Origin of the sequence: Delftia sp. WSY_10 (assembly GCF_043104705.1) — a bacterium.
Classification (GTDB): Bacteria; Pseudomonadota; Gammaproteobacteria; order Burkholderiales; family Burkholderiaceae_C; genus Comamonas; species Comamonas tsuruhatensis.
Map to the genome: position 1 here is coordinate 1 of NZ_JBICKY010000057.1, position 17,786 is coordinate 17,786.

The window sequence follows — 17,786 nt, forward strand, 5'->3', positions numbered from 1 at the left end:
TTCCGATGTATTACTCACCCGTTCGCCACTCGTCAGCGTCCGAAGACCTGTTACCGTTCGACTTGCATGTGTAAGGCATGCCGCCAGCGTTCAATCTGAGCCAGGATCAAACTCTACAGTTCGATCTTGAATTTAAAGTCTTTCGACTAACTCATAAAAACGGAATTGAAGTGAACTTCACTTCTATTCTCATGAGCGTTTTTTGGCTTCAAAGAGCCGAGCTCCAAAGAACTTGGCTGTTCGCCTCAAACGCCCACGCTTATCGGCTGTATATTTTTAAGGATCGAAGCGAAGAATTTCTTCCTTGCTTCTGACTTGCTGTGATCAGCGAAGCCTTGAATTCTAGCACAGTTTTTAGCGTCGTTGCAATCAAATTTCTTCGATCTTTTCAACACCAGCGATCTGCATCACTCTCTTCAGCAGAGCCTTGCATTGTAGCACGTTTTTCTCAACAAGCCAACAAGAAGAACTTCGCCACCACAACCAGAGCATCAACCCCAGCCACTTGATCAGGCCGCCGAAGCAACCCTCTCATAAAAAAGCCACCCTTGCGGGTGGCTTTTTGATTCTGGCGGAAACGGAGGGATTCGAACCCTCGATGAGGCTCTACACCCCATACTCCCTTAGCAGGGGAGCACCTTCGGCCACTCGGTCACGTTTCCGGAATGACGTTATTGTAACGTGCTTTTTTGCCGGTTTCGGCAAAACATCGATTTTATTCCGTCTTGTCGAGGCCGAAGGCGGTGTGCAGCGCGCGCACGGCCAGCTCCAGGTACTTCTCGTCGATGACGACGGAAGTCTTGATCTCGGAGGTGGAGATCATCTGGATGTTCACACCTTCCTGGCTCAGCGCACGGAACATGGTGGAGGCCACGCCCACATGGCTGCGCATGCCGATGCCGACGATGCTGACCTTGGCGATGTTGGGATTGCCGACGACTTCGGAGGCACCCAGGGCAGGCACGACCTTGTCACGCAGCAGTTCCATGGCGCGCTGGTAGTCACCCTGGCTGACGGTGAAGCTGAAGTCGGTTTTGCCTTCCTTGCTGATGTTCTGGATGATCACATCGACTTCGATGTTGGCGTCGGCCACCGGGCCCAGGATGCCGTAGGCGATGCCGGGGGTGTCGGGCACGCCGAGAACGGAGATCTTGGCTTCGCCGCGGTTGAATGCGATGCCGGATACGACGGCCTTTTCCATTTTTTCGTCTTCCTCAAAAGTAATCAGCGTGCCGGAGGTGGACTCTTCCTCCAGGTCGATGTCCCAGGGCGTGAAGCTGGAGAGCACACGCATGGGCACCTTGTACTTGCCGGCAAATTCCACGGAGCGGATTTGCAGCACCTTGGAGCCGAGGCTGGCCATCTCCAGCATTTCCTCGAAGCTCACGGTGTTCAGGCGCTTGGCGGCCTGCACCACGCGCGGGTCGGTGGTGTAGACGCCGTCCACGTCGGTGTAGATCAGGCATTCGGCCGCCTTCAGCGCCGCAGCCACGGCCACGGCCGAGGTGTCGGAGCCGCCACGGCCGAGCGTGGTGACGTGACCGTTGGGATCAATACCCTGGAAGCCGGTGATGATGACCACGCGGCCAGCGTCGAGTTCGGCGCGAACGCGCTTGTCATCGATGGACTCGATGCGCGCCTTGGTGAAGCTGCTGTCCGTGCGCACGGGAACCTGCCAGCCCGAGAAGCTGATGGCTTCCAGGCCTTCGGCCTGCAGCGCAATGGCCAGCAGTGCCGACGACGCCTGCTCGCCCGTGGAGGCGAGCATGTCGAGTTCACGGTAGTACGCCGTTTTGGCCGAGCTGGGAGCCAGCTCGCTGGCCAGGCCCAGCAGACGGTTGGTTTCGCCACTCATGGCGCTGGGGACGACCACCATCTGGTGACCGGCCCTAGCCCACTTGGCCACGCGCTTGGCAACGTTGCGGATGCGCTCTGTCGAGCCCATCGAGGTGCCGCCGTATTTATGAACGATCAGTGCCATTGGATATCAGGGTGACGAAACTGCTAGGCACGGCGCTGTACGACAGGGGGTGCTTGTGCAAGCCAGGTGCTCAAGAGGACTGCGCATGTAGCGAAATGTCCGTCCAGACCCGTCTTGCGCAAGCCATTTGGTTTTGGCGCGCCGCCGGTTTTCGTGCAAAGTTGGACCAAAACCTGTCAATTGTACCAATCGAGCACTGACCCCAGGCGCCGCACAAAACCCCTGCCCATCTTGAGATGGATGCGGTGGCCTCGCGTACGGCAAACGCCGACCTGCGCGAGCAGTTGATCGAGCTGCGCGGCGCTCGGGGTGGTGGCATGCACGCTGCGCAGCCAGTGGCGCAGCACATTGGCCTGGCGCGCCGGGCTCAGCGCCTGCAATGCGGCGATGCGGGGCGGGCTGCCCACCGCACCCAGGTCGGCCTGGGCCATCTCCTGCAGGAGCTCGGCCGCTTCGGCGCAATGCCGGCTGCTGCGCGCAAAGGTGGCGCGAAACTGGGGGAAGGCCTGGTGCAACGCCGGCAGCAACTGGGCGCGGATGCGATTGCGGGTGTAGCGGGCATCGGCATTGGAAGGGTCTTCCACCCACTCCTGGCCGCGCGCAGCAAGCCAGTCCCGCAATACCTGGCCAGGCAGATCAAGCAGCGGTCGATACCACGCAAGTCCCGCCCTGCTCCACTGCGCCGGCATGGCGGCCAGCCCCGCAACGCCGGCGCCGCGCGACAGTGCCAGCAGCAGCGTCTCGACCTGGTCGTCGGCATGCTGCGCCAGGGCCAGGCTACGAACGGCAGGCATGGGCACACCGCCCTGCGCAGGCCAGGGCTCGGTGGCGGCCTTGATCAACGTGGCGTAGCGCAACTGACGCGCCGCATCCTCAGGGCTTTGGCCCGGCGCGTGGCGCGCATCCACGCGGCAGATCTTCAAGGGGACGGCATGCTGCGCACAGGTTTTTTCACACTGGAGCACAAAGGCATCGGCGGCCGACTGCAAACCGTGGTGCACATGGATGGCGACGACCTGGCCCGGCCAGCGCTCGGCGCAGGCCAGCAGCAACGCAGTGGAGTCCGCTCCGCCGCTGAAGGCAACGGCCAGCGGCAGCGGTGGCGCAAAGCGCTGGATGGCAGCACCCAAGGCGGCGCCTGACGCGACGTCTGACGCGGCGTCTGATGAGGTGTCCGGCAGGTTCTGCGGCAGGTCGGTGATCGGCATTTCCACAGGCTTGGATCAGGTATGTCAGAACTCAGGCCGAGTCCCGGCACAAAAAGAAAACGGCTCCCACAGGGGAGCCGTTCAGTGTGCCAGAGCGTGGCGCCGTCCTTCAGCGATTGTCTGCCTTGGTATCGGCGAAACGGCCGTAGCTTTGCAGGCGCTCGTAGCGGCGGTCCTGCAGTTCCTTGGGCTTGAGGTCGGCCAGCTGGCGGTAGGCATCGCCCAGCGCACGCTTGAGGAAGGCGGCCATTTGCTTGGGGTCGCGGTGGGCGCCGCCCACGGGCTCGTTGACGATCTTGTCCACCAGGCCCAGGGCCTTGAGGCGGTGGGCCGTGATGCCCATGGCATCGGCCGCGTCCTGGGCCTTCTCGCCGGTCTTCCAGAGGATGGAGGCGCAGCCTTCCGGGCTGATCACGGAGTAGACGGCGTATTGCAGCATCAGCACCTGGTCGGCAACGGCAATGGCCAGTGCGCCGCCCGAGCCGCCTTCACCGATGACGGTGGTGATGATGGGGGTCTGCAGCTGTGCCATTTCGTAGATGTTGCGGCCGATGGCTTCGGACTGGCCGCGCTCTTCGGCTTCGATGCCGGGGAAAGCGCCGGGCGTGTCCACGAAGGTGAAGACCGGCAGGCCGAACTTCTCGGCCGTCTTCATGAGACGCAGGGCCTTGCGGTAGCCCTCGGGGCGCGTCATGCCGAAGTTGCGCAGCGTGCGCTCCTTGGTGTCGCGGCCCTTCTGGTGGCCGATGACCATGCAGGACATGCCATTGAAGCGCGCAAGCCCGCCCACGATGGACTGGTCGTCGGCAAAGTGCCGGTCCCCGTGCATCTCGATGAAGTCGGTGAAGCAGTCGCGCACATAGTCCAGCGTGTAGGGGCGCTCGGTATGGCGCGCGATCTTGGTGATCTGCCAGGGCGAGAGGTCGCTGTAGATGTCCTTGGTCAGCTGCAGGCTCTTTTTGCTGAGCTGCTCGATCTCTTCCGAGATGTCGACTGCGCTTTCGGTCTGCACGTAGCGCAGTTCCTCGATTTTGGATTCGAGCTCGGCGATGGGCTGCTCAAAATCCAGAAAGTTCTTTTTCGCCAACTTGTTTCTCCTTGTCCCAGCCAGGCACGGTGCATGCGTTCCGGCCGGAAAACGGGGGTTGATCGGGTGTGATCGGTTTGTCTTCAGGCGGCAGGCTGCGTCTCGAGCGAGCGCCAAATATACCAAGTCGCCACGGTGCACCACGGCTTCCAGGCCTCGGCAACCTCGCGCGCCTCGCTGCGGCTGACGGGGTCGCCTGAAAAATAGTTCTGGCTGATGCCCGAGATCAGGCCTGCATCGTCCAGCGGCAGCACATTGGGCCGCTGCAGGTAGAAGATGAGGAACATCTCGGCCGTCCACCGGCCCACGCCGCGGATGGACATGAGCTCGGCCACGATGGCTTCGTCGCTCATGCCCTGCCAGTCGTCCTGGTGCAGGCGGTGCTCGGTGAAATGCATGGCCAGATCCACCAGGTAGTCCACCTTGCGGGCGGACAGGCCCACGGCGCGCATGTCGTCCACCTTGAGCTTGAGCACCAGGTCAGGCGTCATCCGCGCAGGCAGGCGTGCGAACTTGTTCCACAGCGTCTGCGCGGCCTTCATCGAGATCTGCTGGCCCACGATGGAGCGCGCCAGCGTGGCAAAGGCATCGCCACCGGGCTGCAAGGCCAGGTGGGCAAAGCGCGGGATCAGGCGCTTCATCACGCGGTCGCGCCGCACGAGCTGGCGGCAGGCCTCGGCCCAGTAGGCAGGCGCGCCTTCGGGAGGCGCGGGCAGCGATATCTTGGCCTTGGGCGTGGCGGCAGCGGCCGCTGCGGCGGCAGGCGGCGAGCCTGCGCGCGCGCCCAGCGTCACCACCGGCAGCGGGGCCGGTTGCTGTTCGGGCACGGGCAGATCGGCCACCAGCGGCAACTGCTCGAAATCCATGGTGTCCAGGGGTTTGGCGGAGGCCATCAAAGCACCTCCCCGCACCTGGCGCGGCACGTCTGGCAAGGCATACGGATCAGCCCTTGGCGGCTGCCTCCCAGGTCGTGCCTGCAGGGGAGTCCTTGAGCACGATGCCCTGTTCCAGCAGGGCCTTGCGGATACGGTCGGCCTCGGCCCAGTCCTTGGCCGCCTTGGCGGCTGCGCGTGCGGCAATCTGCGCCTCGATGGCGGCGGCATCCACATCTGCCGCTCCTGCCTGCAGGAAGGCCTGGGGGTCGCCCTGCAGCAAGCCCAGGCATCCGGCCAGGGCCTTGAGCAGGCCCGCCGTCTCGGCGCTCTTGCTGCGATTGACTTCTGCAGCCAGCTCGAACAGCACGGCCACGGCCTCGGGCGTGCCGAAGTCCTCGTCCATGGCAGCCTTGAAGCGTGCGGCAGCGGGATGGCTCCAGTCGATGGCGACCTCGGCAGGCGCCACCAGGCTCAGCGCCGTGTACAGGCGCTTGAGCGCGCCGCGCGCATCGTTCAGATGCACGTCGCTGTAGTTCAGCGGGCTGCGGTAGTGGCTGCGCACGACGAAGAAGCGAACGGTCTCTGCGTCGTACTCCTTGAGCACGTCGCGGATGGTGAAGAAGTTGCCCAGCGACTTGGACATCTTCTCGTTGTCCACGTTGATGAAGCCGTTGTGCATCCAGACCTGCGAGAAAGGCTTGCCGGTCGCGCCTTCGCTCTGGGCAATCTCGTTTTCGTGGTGCGGGAACTGCAGATCGGCACCGCCGCCGTGGATGTCGAAGCTCTCGCCCAGCATCTCGCAGCCCATGGCCGAGCACTCGATGTGCCAGCCCGGCCGGCCCGCGCCCCAGGGGCTGGCCCACTTGACCTCGTCGGGCTCGCTGGGCTTGGCGCTTTTCCACAGCACGAAGTCCAGCGGGTCCTGCTTGCCGTCCTGCACGGCCACGCGTTCGCCGGCCTGCAATTCGTCCAGCGACTTGCCCGACAGCTTGCCGTAGCCGGGGAACTTGCGCACGGCAAAATTCACGTCGCCATCGCTGCCCTGGTAGGCCAGGCCCTTGTCCTGCAGGCGGCCGATCATGGACAGCATCTGCGGCACGTATTCGGTGGCGCGCGGCTCATGCGTGGGGCGTTCGATGCCCAGGGCGTCGGCGTCCTGGTGCAGCGCGTCGATCATGCGGTCGGTCAGCGAGCGAATGGTCTCGCCGTTCTCCACGGCACGACGGATGATCTTATCGTCGATATCGGTGATGTTGCGCACATAGGTCACGCGATTTCCGCTGGCCCGAAGCCAGCGCTGCACCACGTCGAAAGCGACCATGGAGCGCGCGTGTCCCAGGTGGCACAGGTCGTACACGGTCATGCCGCACACATACATGCGCACATGGCCCGGTTCGATTGGCGAAAACGCTTCCAATGCACGCGACAGCGTGTTGTAGATACGCAAACTCATGGATGTTCATCAGGGGAGAAAGGGCCGCTGCAGGGGGCGCGTCCCACGCGCCGCCGGACCCTTGGCGCCGATGCAGGCATGCTCAGCAGGGAGCAGGAGCGGCAGGCGCAGAGCCCGTGTGACCCAGCACACCCCTCAGCTACAATTCACAGCAGTATAAGCCCGCGCCGCGGGGCGTTTCCCCGAGGCCCCGAAAGCACCTACATGCCTCTACGCAACTCGTTTCGCTCCGCCCTGCGCCTCGCGGCACTGGCGGCCCTGCTCGCAACAGGCCACGCCCACGCCGACGACTATACGGAAGTGAACCAGTTGCTGCGCAACGGCAAAAGCACCCAGGCCCTGGCACGCGCCGAAGCCTATCTTGCCAAGAACGCACGCGACCCCCAGATGCGCTTTCTCAAGGCCGTGGCCCTGACCGACAGCGGCAAGACCGACGAGGCCATCGCCGCGCTGAACCAGCTCATCGAGGACTACCCCGAGCTGCCCGAGCCCTACAACAACCTGGCCGTCATCTACGCAGGCCAGAACCAGCTCGACAAGGCCCGCTCTGCCCTGGAGTCGGCCGTGCGCAACAACCCCAACTACGGCGTTGCCTACGAGAATCTGGGCGACATCCATGCCCGCCTGGCCTACGAGGCCTACGGCAAGGCACAAGGCCTGGACGGCCGTGCTGCCAGCGTGCGGCCCAAGCTCAAGCTGCTGCGCGAATTGCTGGCTCCAGTCACCGGCACCAAATAGAAGACACGGCCCACACGCGCACCCCGGCGCCCAGGCACGGCGGTCTGCACGCCATTTGGGTCTTGCCACGCCTGCGCGCACGCGCAGGAACCTGCCCGGGTTTTCCCACTCCATCCCCAGCCCTTTGGCTTTCTCAGGAGATTTGCATGACCACACGCCGCATTGCGTCGCTTTCCCTGGCCGGCATGGCCCTGGCCGCTTCCCTTTGCACCACCCTGCCCGCCATGGCGCAGAACGCTACACCCAAGGTGCAGCTCAAGACCAGCATGGGCGACATCGTGCTGGAGCTGAACGAGGCCAAGGCCCCCAAGACCGTGGCCAACTTCATGCAGTACGTGCGCGACAAGCACTATGACGGCACGGTGTTCCACCGCGTGATGGACGGCTTCATGATCCAGGGCGGCGGCATGGACGCCAGCCTCAAGGAAAAGCCCACGCGCGCGCCGATTCCGCTGGAAGCGGACAACGGTCTCAAGAATGACCGGGGCACCATCGCCATGGCGCGCACTGGCAATCCCAACTCGGCCACCTCGCAGTTCTTCATCAACGTGGTGAACAACGACATGCTCAACGCACCCAAGCCTGACGGACACGGCTACGCCGTCTTCGGCCGCGTGGTCCAGGGCATGGATGTGGTGGACAAAATCCGCACGGTGGCCACGGGCAACCAGGGCATGCACCAGAATGTACCCACCAAGCCGGTGACCATCCTCTCGGCCACCGAAGTCAAGTAAACCGCGCGCCGCGCCCAGCGTGGCACGCCCCTGCCCTCCACCCAACAAGGAATCGCCATGAGCAATCCCCAAGTCGAACTCCACATCGCCGACCACGGCGTCATCACCCTCGAACTCGACGCCGCCAAGGCCCCCAAGAGCACCGAGAACTTCCTGGCCTATGTGAACAAGGGCCACTACGACAACACCATCTTCCATCGCATCATCGATGGCTTCATGATCCAGGGCGGCGGCTTCGAGCCCGGCATGAAGCAAAAGGGCACCGATGCGCCCATCGAGAACGAGGCCAAGAACGGCCTGAAGAACGACAAGTACACCATCGCCATGGCCCGTACCGGCGACCCGCACTCGGCCACCGCCCAGTTCTTCATCAACGTGGCCGACAACGGCTTCCTGAACCACACCTCGCCCAGCGCCCAGGGCTGGGGCTATGCCGTGTTCGGCAAGGTGGTCAAGGGCACCGAGATCGTGGACAAGCTGCGCGGCGTGAAGACCGGCCGCAACGGCGGCCACCAGGACGTGCCCAAGGATGACGTGATCATCGAAAAGGCCGTGGCCCTGTAATCAGGCGCCCTTCCGACAAGGCGGCTGCCCCCTTGGCGTGCAGCCGCCCTGTTGTCCATGCACATGGCCCGCCCCTGGCCGTGCCCATGGACAACAGCCCTGCTCCAGAGCCTTCCCCAGCCTTCATGCAGCGCCCTTGCCGGGCGCGCACCTGCCCATGGCCCAGACTGCCGCACCTCGCCCTCCCTGCGTGCCGCCCATTGCGGCCGAATGGACACTGCCCGCGGCCTGGCGCACGCTGGACTTCATCTCCGACCTGCACCTGCAGGCCTGCGAGCCCGCCACCGTGCAGGCCTTTCGCCGCTACCTGCACGCCACGCAGGCCGATGCCGTCTTTCTGCTCGGTGACCTGTTCGAAGTCTGGGTGGGCGACGACGCCTTGCTGGATCCCGGCAGTTTCGAGGCCGATTGCGCCGCCACCCTGCGCGAGGCCGCCGCCCGCAGGCCGCTGTTCTTCATGCAGGGCAACCGCGACTTCCTGACCGGAGCGCAGTTCGATGCGCTGTGCGGCACGACCACGCTGGCCGACCCCACCGTGCTCGACTGCGGCGACCAGCGCATCCTGCTCAGCCATGGCGATGCCCTGTGCCTGGACGATACGGACTACCAGCGCTTTCGCGCCATGGCGCGCTCCGCCGCGTGGCAGGCGGCCTTCCTGGCGCAGCCGCTGCCGCTGCGCCGCGAGCAGGCACGCGGCATCCGGCAGGAGAGCGAATCGCGCAAACGTGAATCGGCCGGAGCGGACGCAGCCGCCCCCTCCGCCAGCCACACCGCCGCCATGCCCACCTATGCCGACCTGGATGCCGAGGCCACGCGCAGCTGGCTGCGCGCCGCACGCGCCGCCACCCTGGTCCACGGCCACACGCACCGCCCGGCCGACCATGAACTGGGCGATGGCCTGCGGCGTGTGGTGCTCAGCGACTGGGATTTGGCAGCCGCCGTGCCGCGCGCCGAAGTGCTGCGCTGGGAGCAGGGCCAGGGCCTGCGGCGCCTGCCGCTGTCCGAAGTACTTGAACAGGCGCCCCAACGATGAGCCTCTGGCGACAACTGGGCCACTGGGTCCGGCGGCTGGGCCGCCGCGCACGCTCCGCCGTCTCGCCGGTGCCTGAGATTCCAGCGCCGCTGTGGCTGTCCACGCTGGCCGCCTACCCCTTTCTTTCCTCGCTGACGCTGGAGGAGCAATCGAAGCTGCGCGCACTGGCCGCCGTCTTCCTGCAGCGCAAGCGCTTCCACGGCGCGCACGGCCTGCAAGTGAGCGACGCCATGGCGCTGGAGATTGCCGCCCAGGCCTGCCTGCCACTGCTGCACTGGGGCGAGCCGCAGGGCGCGCTGTCCTGGTATGACGACTTTGTCGGCATCGTGGTGCACCCGGGCGATGCCGTGGCACGGCGCCAGAGCATGGACGAGGCCGGCGTCATCCACGACTACGACGAAGTGATCATGGGCGAGGCCATGCATGGCGGCCCCGTCATGCTCAGTTGGCAGGCCATCGGCGCAGGCCGCGGGCCGCATGCCAGCCACCACGGTCACGGCGGCCAGGCCGCCAACGTGGTGATCCACGAATTCGCCCACAAGATCGACATGCGCAACGGCGGCGCCGATGGCTGCCCGCCCCTGCCGCCCGGTTTCATGGGCAGCGGCTCCGCGCGCCAGGCCCGCGAGATATGGCAGGCCGCCTGGGCGCCGGCCTACGACGCCTTCCGTGAGCAGATCACCATCGCCGAACGCTTTGGCGGCGAATGGCCTTGGCTGGACGGCTATGGCGCCACGGCGCCCGCCGAATTCTTCGCCGTGGCCTGCGAAGCCTTCTTCGTGGACCGCGCCCGCTTTGCCCTGGAATTCCCCACGCTGGAGCCGCTGCTGGCTGCGCTCTTCAAGCCGGCCACCCGTCACCCCTGATCGGAGCAAACCTCCTTCAGCGCCTGGGCGAACAGGCGCTGCTCCTCGTACTGCCCGCCCGCCTTGCGCTCGAACAGGGTGATGGGTGGCAGGGTCCAGCCGAAACGGTGGCGCACGATGCCCACGCCCGCAATGCGCACCAGTTCCTCGGCAATGTCGGCCGGCACGATGGACACGGCCCGCTCATTGGCCGCCACCAGTTCGCCGATCACCTTGGCCGAGAGCGTTTCCACAAACGGCGGCGGTGGCTCCACGCCCGCGCGCAGAAAAAAGTCGGTGATCTGCTCGCGCATGGGCGTGCGGCGCTGGCCCAGCACCCAGTCAAGCCCCGTGAGTTCGGCCCACTGCAGAGGCCGGCGCCCCAGCCGCGTGGCCAGGCTGCGGTGGGCGATCAGGCGAGGCTCCTGCTCATAAAGCACGCTGTGCCTTATGCCGCTCATGTCCAGCACGGCCGAGGCGCGGCCAATCACGCAGTCCAGCTCATGTGCGCGCAACTTTTGCAGCAGGCGGTCGCTGGTGTCCTCATGCAGCGTGACCGTGATGCGCCGGCCTTGCGGCCGCGTCCTGCCGATGGCCTCGGCCAGCATGCGCGCAGGCAGGAAGGGGATGACACCCACCTGCAGGTGCGCCGCACGCTGCTGCCCCACGGCCTCGATGTCGTGGGCCCAATGGTCCAGGTCGGCCAGCATGCCCCGGGCGCGCGCCAGCACCAGCGCGCCCAGCTCCGTAGGCTCCATGCCGCGCGCAGAACGCAGGAACAGCGGCGCGCCGAACAACGACTCCAGCTCGGCCAGGGCCTGGGTCACGGCGGGCTGGCTGGTGGCCATGCGCTCGGCCACGCGGGTCAGCGTGCCCAGCTCGCTGATGGAGCGCAGCAGCAGCAAATGCTTCATCTTCAGGCGCGTGGCCATGCGGTGGGCCAGTTGGGCAGCGGTCGATGCAGTGGGGTGTTGCGGCATGGATTCAGGCGTGGCGCGTCATAAGCAAAACCATATTGAACAATAAAAACAAACGAATTTCTGCTTATGCATGCGTCCCAGAATTCCGGCGTCTTGCACACCCAGTACGAAAGGACCAGGCAGACCATGGATAGCATGTTTTTCATCATCGCGCTGGGCGCAGCGGCGGCCGGATTCGTGCAGGGCCTGTCGGGCTTTGCCTTCGGCATGGTGGCCATGTCGTTCTGGGCCTGGGTGCTGGAACCGCGCGATGCAGCCGTGCTCACCGTCTTCGGCTCGCTGCTGGGCCAGGTGCTGTCGGCCATCACCGTGCGGCGCGGGTTTGCGCTGGCAAAGCTGCTGCCCTTCATCCTGGGCGGTCTTGCCGGCATACCCCTGGGTGTCTTGCTGCTGCCGCACCTGGACATGGCCTGGTTCAAGGCCTTGCTGGGCGGCATGCTGGTGCTGTGGTGCCCGGTGATGCTGCTGTCGGCCCGCCTGCCCAGGCTGGCGCGCGGCGGTCGGGTGGCAGACGGCGCCGTGGGCCTGGCGGGCGGCGTGATGGGCGGACTGGGCGGCTTCACGGGCACGCTGCCCACGCTGTGGTGCACGCTGCGCGGCTACCCCAAGGATGAGCAGCGCTCGGTCATCCAGAACTTCAACCTGTCCATGCTGGCCGTGACCATGGCCACCTACCTGGGCACCGGCATGGTCGCGCGCAACATGCTGCCGCTGTTCGCCATCGTGGCGCCGGCCATGCTCATTCCATCGCTGCTGGGCTCCAGGCTGTATATCGGCATCAGCGAGATGCGTTTCCGGCAGATCGTGCTGGGCCTGCTGTGCCTGTCCGGCGTGGCGCTGCTGGCCTCCTCGGTGCCGGTGCTGCTGCAGCGCGCGGGCTGAGCGCGCCGAACGCGCTGCCGGGAAGGCCTGGAACCAAGCCTGCCGGCTGCAGCAGATGACCAGGCAACGGCAGCAACACGTGCAGGGGCTGGGCAATGAACTGGCCGCCGCCAATAAGGATCTGCAGCGCGCGCAAGACTGGGCACTGCCCTCGAAAAAAGGCGGGGCAGGAATCGCTCCCTGCCCCGCCTTCAGGCGCCCGCCGCGTGGCGGGAACGCCTTCTTCTCCCTCGATGGCACCTCAGTACCGCGCATCGGCCGGCTTCTTGTCCTTGGGCCAGTCCTTGTGCTTGTTGGCAAAGTCCGGGCGCGGCTGGTGGCTGAAGTACTCGGCCACGTCCACGGCCTCCTGGTCGCTGAGGCCGCCCTGGCCCAGCGGGAAATTGCCATGGAAGGCGATGGGCATATTGCGCTTGACGAAGGCCGCTGCCGTATAGGTGCGCGCCATGCCCGCACCGATGTTGAAGGACTGGTCACCCCACAGCGGCGGATAGACCCACTGGCCCTTGGCGTTCTTCACGCCTTCGCCCTCGCCGCCATGGCAGACCGCGCACTGGGCCGCATAGATCTTCTTGCCGTTGTCCACGTTGGGCACGATGGACTGGCTGATCTTGCCCACGCCCCGGCCTTCGACCTTGTCCTCGGGCTTGGTTTCGCGGCGCATCCAGTCGAAGTAGGCGACCATGGCCTTGATCTCGTCGGACTCCAGCGGCAGAGGCTTGCCGTTCATGGAGCGCAGGAAGCAGCCATTGATGCGGTCCTCCAGCGTGATGACGCGGCCCGCGCGCGGCGCATAGCCGGGGAAGAAGGCCGAGACACCGATGTAGGGCGAACCATCGGCCACCGTGCCCGCGTTCAGGTGGCAGCTGGCGCAGTTCAGTGCATTGCCCACATTCCTGGGCAGCAGGTCGCGCGTCTCAATGTTCAGGCGGGCGCCGTAGACCAGTTGCTTCGCATTGGATTCGTCCAGCATGGCGGCCAGGCGCGGCGTCTCGAAGGGGCGTGCGCTTTCGCCCTTGGCATCGAGCTGCTTGCGCATGGATTGCACCTCCCTGGCATGGATCTCGCGCGCATCGGCACGGCCCCAGCTCTTGCGGGCGAAGTTGAGGATGTCGGCGATCTCCGCATCCTTGAGCTGTGCGAAGGCCGGCATGGTCAGCGGCCGTGCATGGCTTTGCGTGACGGGCGCCTTCCAGCCCGCCAGCATCAGATGGATCAGCGTGGACGGGTCCTGCGACTGCAGCGAGAAATTGCCGGCCAGCGGCGGGAACACATCCTTCACGCCACCGCCATCGGCACGGTGGCAGTCGGCGCAGAACTGCAGATAGCCCAGGCCACCCCGGCTGGCGTAGAGATCGGCAGGCACGTCGGAAGACACTGCCGAGGCGGCGGACGGTGCATGCACGGAGGCCTGCGACGCCGGATGCGGGGCGATGACCGGCCCCGGCCCCTGGGCCACCTGCATGGGCAGGTCGTTCTTGCCTGCGGGCAGCGACTTCAGATAGATGCCGATGGCCAGCAGGTCCTCGTCACTCATGTACTGGGTGCTGTGCTGCACCACATCGACCATGTTGCCGGAGACCGTGCCGTGGCTGTTGCGCCCGGTCTTGAGCAGTTGGGCGGTCTCCTCGGGTGTCCACAGGTCGCGCAGGCTCAGTGCGCGCCAGTTCTCCACGGTCTCGCCGGCCAGGAAGTACTCGCCCTTGCGGCCCTCGCCGGTCATGGTCTTTTCCTGGAAGCCCACGCCGCGCGGCGTATGGCAGGCGCCGCAGTGGCCCAGGCCCTGCACCAGGTAGGCGCCCCGGTTCCACTGGGCAGTTTGCTGCGGTTGGGGCTGGAAGGGCGTGTCATCCAGAAACACCCAGTTCCACAGCGCCAGGCCCCAGCGCTGGTTGAAGGGAAAGCCCAGGTCGGACTCCTTGTTGGCCGCCTTCACGGGCGCCACGCCCTGCATCAGGTAGGCATACAGGGCCTGCATGTCCTCGGCCGTCATCTTGGCGTAGGAGGGATAGGGCATGGCCGGGTACATGTTGCGGCCATCGGCCGCCACGCCCTTGCGCATGGCGCGGTCGAACTGATCGAAGCTGTATTTGCCCATGCCCGTATCGGCGTCAGGCGAGATATTGGTGGAATAGATCTTGCCGAATGGCGTCTCCAGCGCCAGGCCACCACCCATGGGCTGTGTTTTATTTCCGGTATGGCAGGCCACGCAATCACCGAGTCGCGCGATATAACGGCCACGGTCCACCAGGTTTCTTTGCTCGGCGGTCAGGTCCGCCGCATAGTCGGCGGGCAGGTCATCGATGATCTGCGGCATTTGCGCATGATCCACCTCGGGCGCCGGCGCCGAGATGGCGAGCTGCCATGCGGCAGCCGACAGCACGGCCACGCACAGCAGGCCTTGCTTGAGCGAGAGTTTCATCGTCTTCTATCCCGTGAAATAAATTATTATTGAAAGAGAAAATCGGATATTGACGAGATATTCCACCCAACGCATGCAACCATTGCAGCAAATATCAATCTCTTTGCGCAATATCTTCTTATATATACAAATTCTAGTGGAATCACCCTATTTTTTGATGCAAGCCGACGAAAAAGATAAGCCACTTGCGCATTTAACGCGGGCTTAATCCATCCATAGGAAAAGTGGCGGCGCAAATGGGGGCGCAGCAATGCAAAGCGGCCCCGCGAAGGGGCCGCCATGTGTACATCCCGGGGATGCCCCGGGTGCGTGGACAGGCTCGGCTCAACCCGCGTGGATCATCCGGCGCGCGGCCTGCGCCACGCTGTGTGCATCCACCCCAAAGTAGCCGCGCAGCGCCGCACGCGTGTCGCTGCGGCCGAAGCCGTCCGTGCCCAGCGTGAGGAAACGGCGGCCTGCGGGCAGGAAGGCGCGCACGGTCTCGGGCACCGCGCGCACATAGTCGGTGGCGGCAATCACCGGGCCCTGCGTACCGTGCAGCAGCTGCGCGATCCAGGGCTGGCCAGGTGCCTCGCCCGCCAGCATGCGCTGCTCGCAGGCCACGCCATCGCGCGCCAGCTCGCTCCAGCTGGTCACGCTGACCACGGTGGCGGCCATGCCCTCGCTGGCCAATTGCTCGGCGGCCTTGAGCACTTCGGTGAGGATGGCGCCCGATCCCAGCAAGGTGACATGCTGCGTGGCACGGTCCGCATCGCCAAAGCGGCTGAACACATAGGCGCCGCGCAGCACGCCTTCGGCAGCGCCTGCGGGCAGGTCGGGCTGGGCATAGTTCTCGTTCATCAGCGTGACGTAGTAGAAGACATCGCGCTGCTCGACCAGCATCTCGCGCATGCCGGCGTCCAGTATCACGGCGAGTTCGCCGGCATGCGCAGGGTCCCAGGCCTTGCAGTTGGGAATGGTGGCCGCCACCAGATGGCTGGAGCCGTCCTGGTGCTGCAGGCCTTCTCCGCCCAGCGTGGTGCGGCCCGAGGTGGCGCCCAGCAAAAAGCCGCGCGCCCGCTGGTCGGCCGCCGCCCAGATGGCGTCGCCCACGCGCTGGAAGCCGAACATGGAGTAGTAGATGTAGAACGGAAGCATGGCCAGGCCGTGCACGCTGTAGCTGGTGGCCGCCGCCGTCCAGCTGGCGACGGCGCCGGCCTCGCTGATGCCCTCCTCCAGGATCTGGCCGTCCAGCGCCTCGCGGTAGGACAGCACCGAGCCGATGTCCTCGGGCGCGTAGCGCTGGCCCAGGCTGCTGTAGATGCCCACCTGCTTGAACAGGTTGGCCATGCCGAAGGTGCGCGCCTCGTCGGCCACGATGGGCACGATGCGCGGGCCCAGCTGCGCATCCTTGAGCAGGCTGCCCAGCATGCGCACGAAGGCCATGGTGGTGCTCATTTCCTTGCCGGCAGGTGCCAGCGCGAACTGGGCGTATTGCTCCAGCGCTGGAACGGGCACGCGGTCGCACACCGTTTCGCGGCGCGGCAGTGCGCCGCCCAGGGCCGTTCGGCGCTCGCGCAGGTACTGCATCTCGGCACTGTCATCGGCAGGCTTGTGGAAGGCCAGGCCCTTGGCCTGCTCGTCACTCAGCGGCAGGTTGAAGCGGTTGCGGAACTCGATCAGGTCGGTCTCGTCCAGCTTCTTCTGGCTGTGCGTGGTCATCTTGCCCTGCCCGGCCGAGCCCATGCCGTAGCCCTTCTTGGTATGGGCCAGGATCACCGTGGGCTGGCCGCGATGGGCGGCAGCCGCTGCATAGGCCGCATGGATCTTCACCAGATCATGGCCGCCGCGCTTCAAGCGGTCGATCTGCTCGTCCGTCAGGCCCTGGGCCAGGGCGGCGAGCTCGGGGTTCTGTCCAAAGAAATGCTCGCGGTTGTAGCGGCCGTCCTTGGCGGCGAACGTCTGCATCTGCCCGTCCACCGTGCCGCCCAGCGTGCGTGCCAGGGTGCCGGTGATGTCGCGAGCCAACAGCCCGTCCCAGTCGCTGCCCCACAGCAGCTTGACCACGTTCCAGCCCGCGCCGGCAAACAGCCGCTCCAGCTCATCGACGATGCGGCCGTTGCCGCGCACCGGGCCGTCCAGGCGCTGCAGATTGCAGTTGACCACCCAGACCAGGTTGTCCAGCCCCTCGCGCGCGGCCAGCGTGAGGGCACTCATGCTTTCGGGCTCGTCCATCTCGCCGTCGCCGAACACGCCCCAGACCTTGCGCTCCTGGCAGTCCAGCAGGCGGCGGTGCGTGAGATAGCGCATGAAGCGCGCGTGGTAGATGCTGCTGATGGGGCCTATGCCCATGGAGCCCGTCGGGAACTGCCAGAAGTCGGGCATCAGCCAGGGATGGGGATAGCTGGACAGGCCCTGCGCGCCAGCGGCCGGCGCGCTGATCTCCTGCCGATAGTGCTGCAGGTCCTGCTCGCTCAGCCGCCCTTCCAGGAAGGCGCGCGCATACACGCCGGGGGCGCTGTGCGGCTGGAAGAACACCAGGTCGCCCCGGTGCTGGCCCGGCGCCAGCCCCTCCCGGGCATGGAAGAAATGGTTGAACCCGGTCTCGAACAGGTCGGCCGCGCTGGCGTAGCTGGCGATGTGCCCGCCCAGCTCGCCATAGGCCTGGTTGGCGCGCACCACCATGGCCAGCGCATTCCAGCGCATGATGGACGCCAGCCGCTCCTCCATGGCCAGGTCGCCCGGAAACACCGGCTGCTGCTGCGCGGCCACGGTGTTCACATAGGGCGTATTCAGGTCGGGCTGCCAGCCCAGGCGCTGCTCGCGCGCCATGCGCGCCAGCTCTTCGAGCACGAAGCGCGCGCGCTGCGGCCCCTCGGCGGCGACCAGGGCCGCGAAGGCCTCCCGCCATTCGGTGGTTTCCTGGGGATCGGTATCGATATCGGCCAGCGTGGCCAGCGGCGTGGGTGCGTTCATGCCCGCCACTTTAGGACTGGCGGACCGGC

Annotated in this window: 14 protein-coding genes, 1 tRNA gene and 1 rRNA gene; 6 read left to right on the forward strand and 10 right to left on the reverse strand. The window is 65.7% G+C overall.

Annotated features, from left to right (window positions below):
* The 7 genes from ACF8ML_RS25865 to cysS form a co-directional block, all read right to left on the reverse strand.
* Positions 1 to 122: ribosomal RNA gene (locus tag ACF8ML_RS25865) — 16S ribosomal RNA — on the reverse strand; the annotation flags it as partial.
* A gap of 447 nt (positions 123 to 569) precedes the next feature.
* Positions 570 to 662, reverse strand: a tRNA-Ser gene (locus ACF8ML_RS25870).
* Positions 663 to 715: 53 nt separating this feature from the next.
* Positions 716 to 1,981 carry an aspartate kinase gene (locus tag ACF8ML_RS25875; protein ID WP_016450530.1) on the reverse strand — a complete coding sequence of 422 codons (1,266 nt, stop codon included), beginning with the start codon at positions 1,979 to 1,981 and terminating at the stop codon, positions 716 to 718.
* A gap of 176 nt (positions 1,982 to 2,157) precedes the next feature.
* Positions 2,158 to 3,189, reverse strand: a complete 1,032-nt coding sequence (gene tilS, locus ACF8ML_RS25880; RefSeq protein ID WP_313284342.1) for a tRNA lysidine(34) synthetase TilS — start codon at positions 3,187 to 3,189, stop codon at positions 2,158 to 2,160.
* 109 nt (positions 3,190 to 3,298) lie between these two features.
* Entirely contained in the window at positions 3,299 to 4,276 is a 978-nt protein-coding gene (locus ACF8ML_RS25885; RefSeq protein ID WP_016450532.1) for an acetyl-CoA carboxylase carboxyltransferase subunit alpha, read from the reverse strand.
* Positions 4,277 to 4,359: 83 nt separating this feature from the next.
* Positions 4,360 to 5,169 carry a DNA-3-methyladenine glycosylase gene (locus tag ACF8ML_RS25890; RefSeq protein WP_016453875.1) on the reverse strand — a complete coding sequence of 270 codons (810 nt, stop codon included), beginning with the start codon at positions 5,167 to 5,169 and terminating at the stop codon, positions 4,360 to 4,362.
* 49 nt (positions 5,170 to 5,218) lie between these two features.
* The gene (gene cysS / locus ACF8ML_RS25895; protein ID WP_047325717.1) at positions 5,219 to 6,604 is read right to left on the reverse strand and encodes a cysteine--tRNA ligase; all 1,386 of its coding nucleotides are present in this window, start codon (positions 6,602 to 6,604) and stop codon (positions 5,219 to 5,221) included.
* 204 nt (positions 6,605 to 6,808) lie between these two features.
* Between cysS and ACF8ML_RS25900 the strand changes: the two genes are divergently transcribed.
* From ACF8ML_RS25900 to ACF8ML_RS25920, 5 genes are all read left to right on the forward strand, one after another.
* Entirely contained in the window at positions 6,809 to 7,342 is a 534-nt protein-coding gene (locus ACF8ML_RS25900) for a tetratricopeptide repeat protein (protein WP_016450535.1), read from the forward strand.
* A 146-nt stretch (positions 7,343 to 7,488) separates the two neighbouring features.
* Positions 7,489 to 8,076, forward strand: coding sequence for a peptidylprolyl isomerase (locus tag ACF8ML_RS25905; RefSeq protein WP_047325718.1), 588 nt, complete (start codon positions 7,489 to 7,491; stop codon positions 8,074 to 8,076).
* A gap of 57 nt (positions 8,077 to 8,133) precedes the next feature.
* Positions 8,134 to 8,640 (forward strand): peptidylprolyl isomerase, encoded by a 507-nt coding sequence (locus ACF8ML_RS25910; RefSeq protein ID WP_016450537.1) that lies wholly within the window; start codon positions 8,134 to 8,136, stop codon positions 8,638 to 8,640.
* Positions 8,641 to 8,797: 157 nt separating this feature from the next.
* Positions 8,798 to 9,673 carry a UDP-2,3-diacylglucosamine diphosphatase gene (locus tag ACF8ML_RS25915; protein WP_016453877.1) on the forward strand — a complete coding sequence of 292 codons (876 nt, stop codon included), beginning with the start codon at positions 8,798 to 8,800 and terminating at the stop codon, positions 9,671 to 9,673.
* Positions 9,670 to 10,539, forward strand: coding sequence for a zinc-dependent peptidase (locus tag ACF8ML_RS25920; RefSeq protein ID WP_016450539.1), 870 nt, complete (start codon positions 9,670 to 9,672; stop codon positions 10,537 to 10,539). Before ACF8ML_RS25915 ends, ACF8ML_RS25920 begins: the two co-directional genes overlap by 4 nt.
* On the opposite strand, the gene ACF8ML_RS25925 is transcribed toward ACF8ML_RS25920, so the two are convergent.
* Positions 10,530 to 11,498, reverse strand: a complete 969-nt coding sequence (locus ACF8ML_RS25925) for a LysR substrate-binding domain-containing protein (protein WP_043791874.1) — start codon at positions 11,496 to 11,498, stop codon at positions 10,530 to 10,532. The two genes, ACF8ML_RS25920 and ACF8ML_RS25925, sit on opposite strands and share 10 nt — an antisense overlap.
* Before the next feature lie 126 nt (positions 11,499 to 11,624).
* On the opposite strand from ACF8ML_RS25925, the gene ACF8ML_RS25930 reads away from it, so the two are divergent.
* Entirely contained in the window at positions 11,625 to 12,380 is a 756-nt protein-coding gene (locus ACF8ML_RS25930) for a sulfite exporter TauE/SafE family protein (RefSeq protein ID WP_235434542.1), read from the forward strand.
* Between the two features lie 241 nt (positions 12,381 to 12,621).
* On the opposite strand, the gene ACF8ML_RS25935 is transcribed toward ACF8ML_RS25930, so the two are convergent.
* A complete protein-coding gene (locus ACF8ML_RS25935; protein WP_392408354.1) occupies positions 12,622 to 14,802 on the reverse strand; it encodes a c-type cytochrome in 2,181 nt (726 codons plus the stop codon).
* A 324-nt stretch (positions 14,803 to 15,126) separates the two neighbouring features.
* On the reverse strand, positions 15,127 to 17,757 hold the full coding sequence (gene mdeB / locus ACF8ML_RS25940) for an alpha-ketoglutarate dehydrogenase (RefSeq protein ID WP_392408355.1): 2,631 nt from the start codon (positions 17,755 to 17,757) through the stop codon (positions 15,127 to 15,129).
* Positions 17,758 to 17,786 lie beyond the last annotated feature (29 nt).

Bases quoted from the DNA above. Each gene is read 5' to 3' on its own strand.
- ACF8ML_RS25875 (WP_016450530.1), bottom strand. From the start codon at position 1,981: ATGGCACTGATCGTTCATAAATACGGCGGCACCTCGATGGGCTCGACA.
- tilS (WP_313284342.1), bottom strand. From the start codon at position 3,189: ATGCCGATCACCGACCTGCCGCAGAACCTGCCGGACACCTCATCAGAC.
- ACF8ML_RS25890 (WP_016453875.1), bottom strand. From the start codon at position 5,169: ATGGCCTCCGCCAAACCCCTGGACACCATGGATTTCGAGCAGTTGCCG.
- cysS (WP_047325717.1), bottom strand. From the start codon at position 6,604: ATGAGTTTGCGTATCTACAACACGCTGTCGCGTGCATTGGAAGCGTTT.
- ACF8ML_RS25900 (WP_016450535.1), top strand. From the start codon at position 6,809: ATGCCTCTACGCAACTCGTTTCGCTCCGCCCTGCGCCTCGCGGCACTG.
- ACF8ML_RS25905 (WP_047325718.1), top strand. From the start codon at position 7,489: ATGACCACACGCCGCATTGCGTCGCTTTCCCTGGCCGGCATGGCCCTG.
- ACF8ML_RS25910 (WP_016450537.1), top strand. From the start codon at position 8,134: ATGAGCAATCCCCAAGTCGAACTCCACATCGCCGACCACGGCGTCATC.
- ACF8ML_RS25915 (WP_016453877.1), top strand. From the start codon at position 8,798: ATGGCCCAGACTGCCGCACCTCGCCCTCCCTGCGTGCCGCCCATTGCG.
- ACF8ML_RS25920 (WP_016450539.1), top strand. From the start codon at position 9,670: ATGAGCCTCTGGCGACAACTGGGCCACTGGGTCCGGCGGCTGGGCCGC.
- ACF8ML_RS25925 (WP_043791874.1), bottom strand. From the start codon at position 11,498: ATGCCGCAACACCCCACTGCATCGACCGCTGCCCAACTGGCCCACCGC.
- ACF8ML_RS25930 (WP_235434542.1), top strand. From the start codon at position 11,625: ATGGATAGCATGTTTTTCATCATCGCGCTGGGCGCAGCGGCGGCCGGA.
- ACF8ML_RS25935 (WP_392408354.1), bottom strand. From the start codon at position 14,802: ATGAAACTCTCGCTCAAGCAAGGCCTGCTGTGCGTGGCCGTGCTGTCG.
- mdeB (WP_392408355.1), bottom strand. From the start codon at position 17,757: ATGAACGCACCCACGCCGCTGGCCACGCTGGCCGATATCGATACCGAT.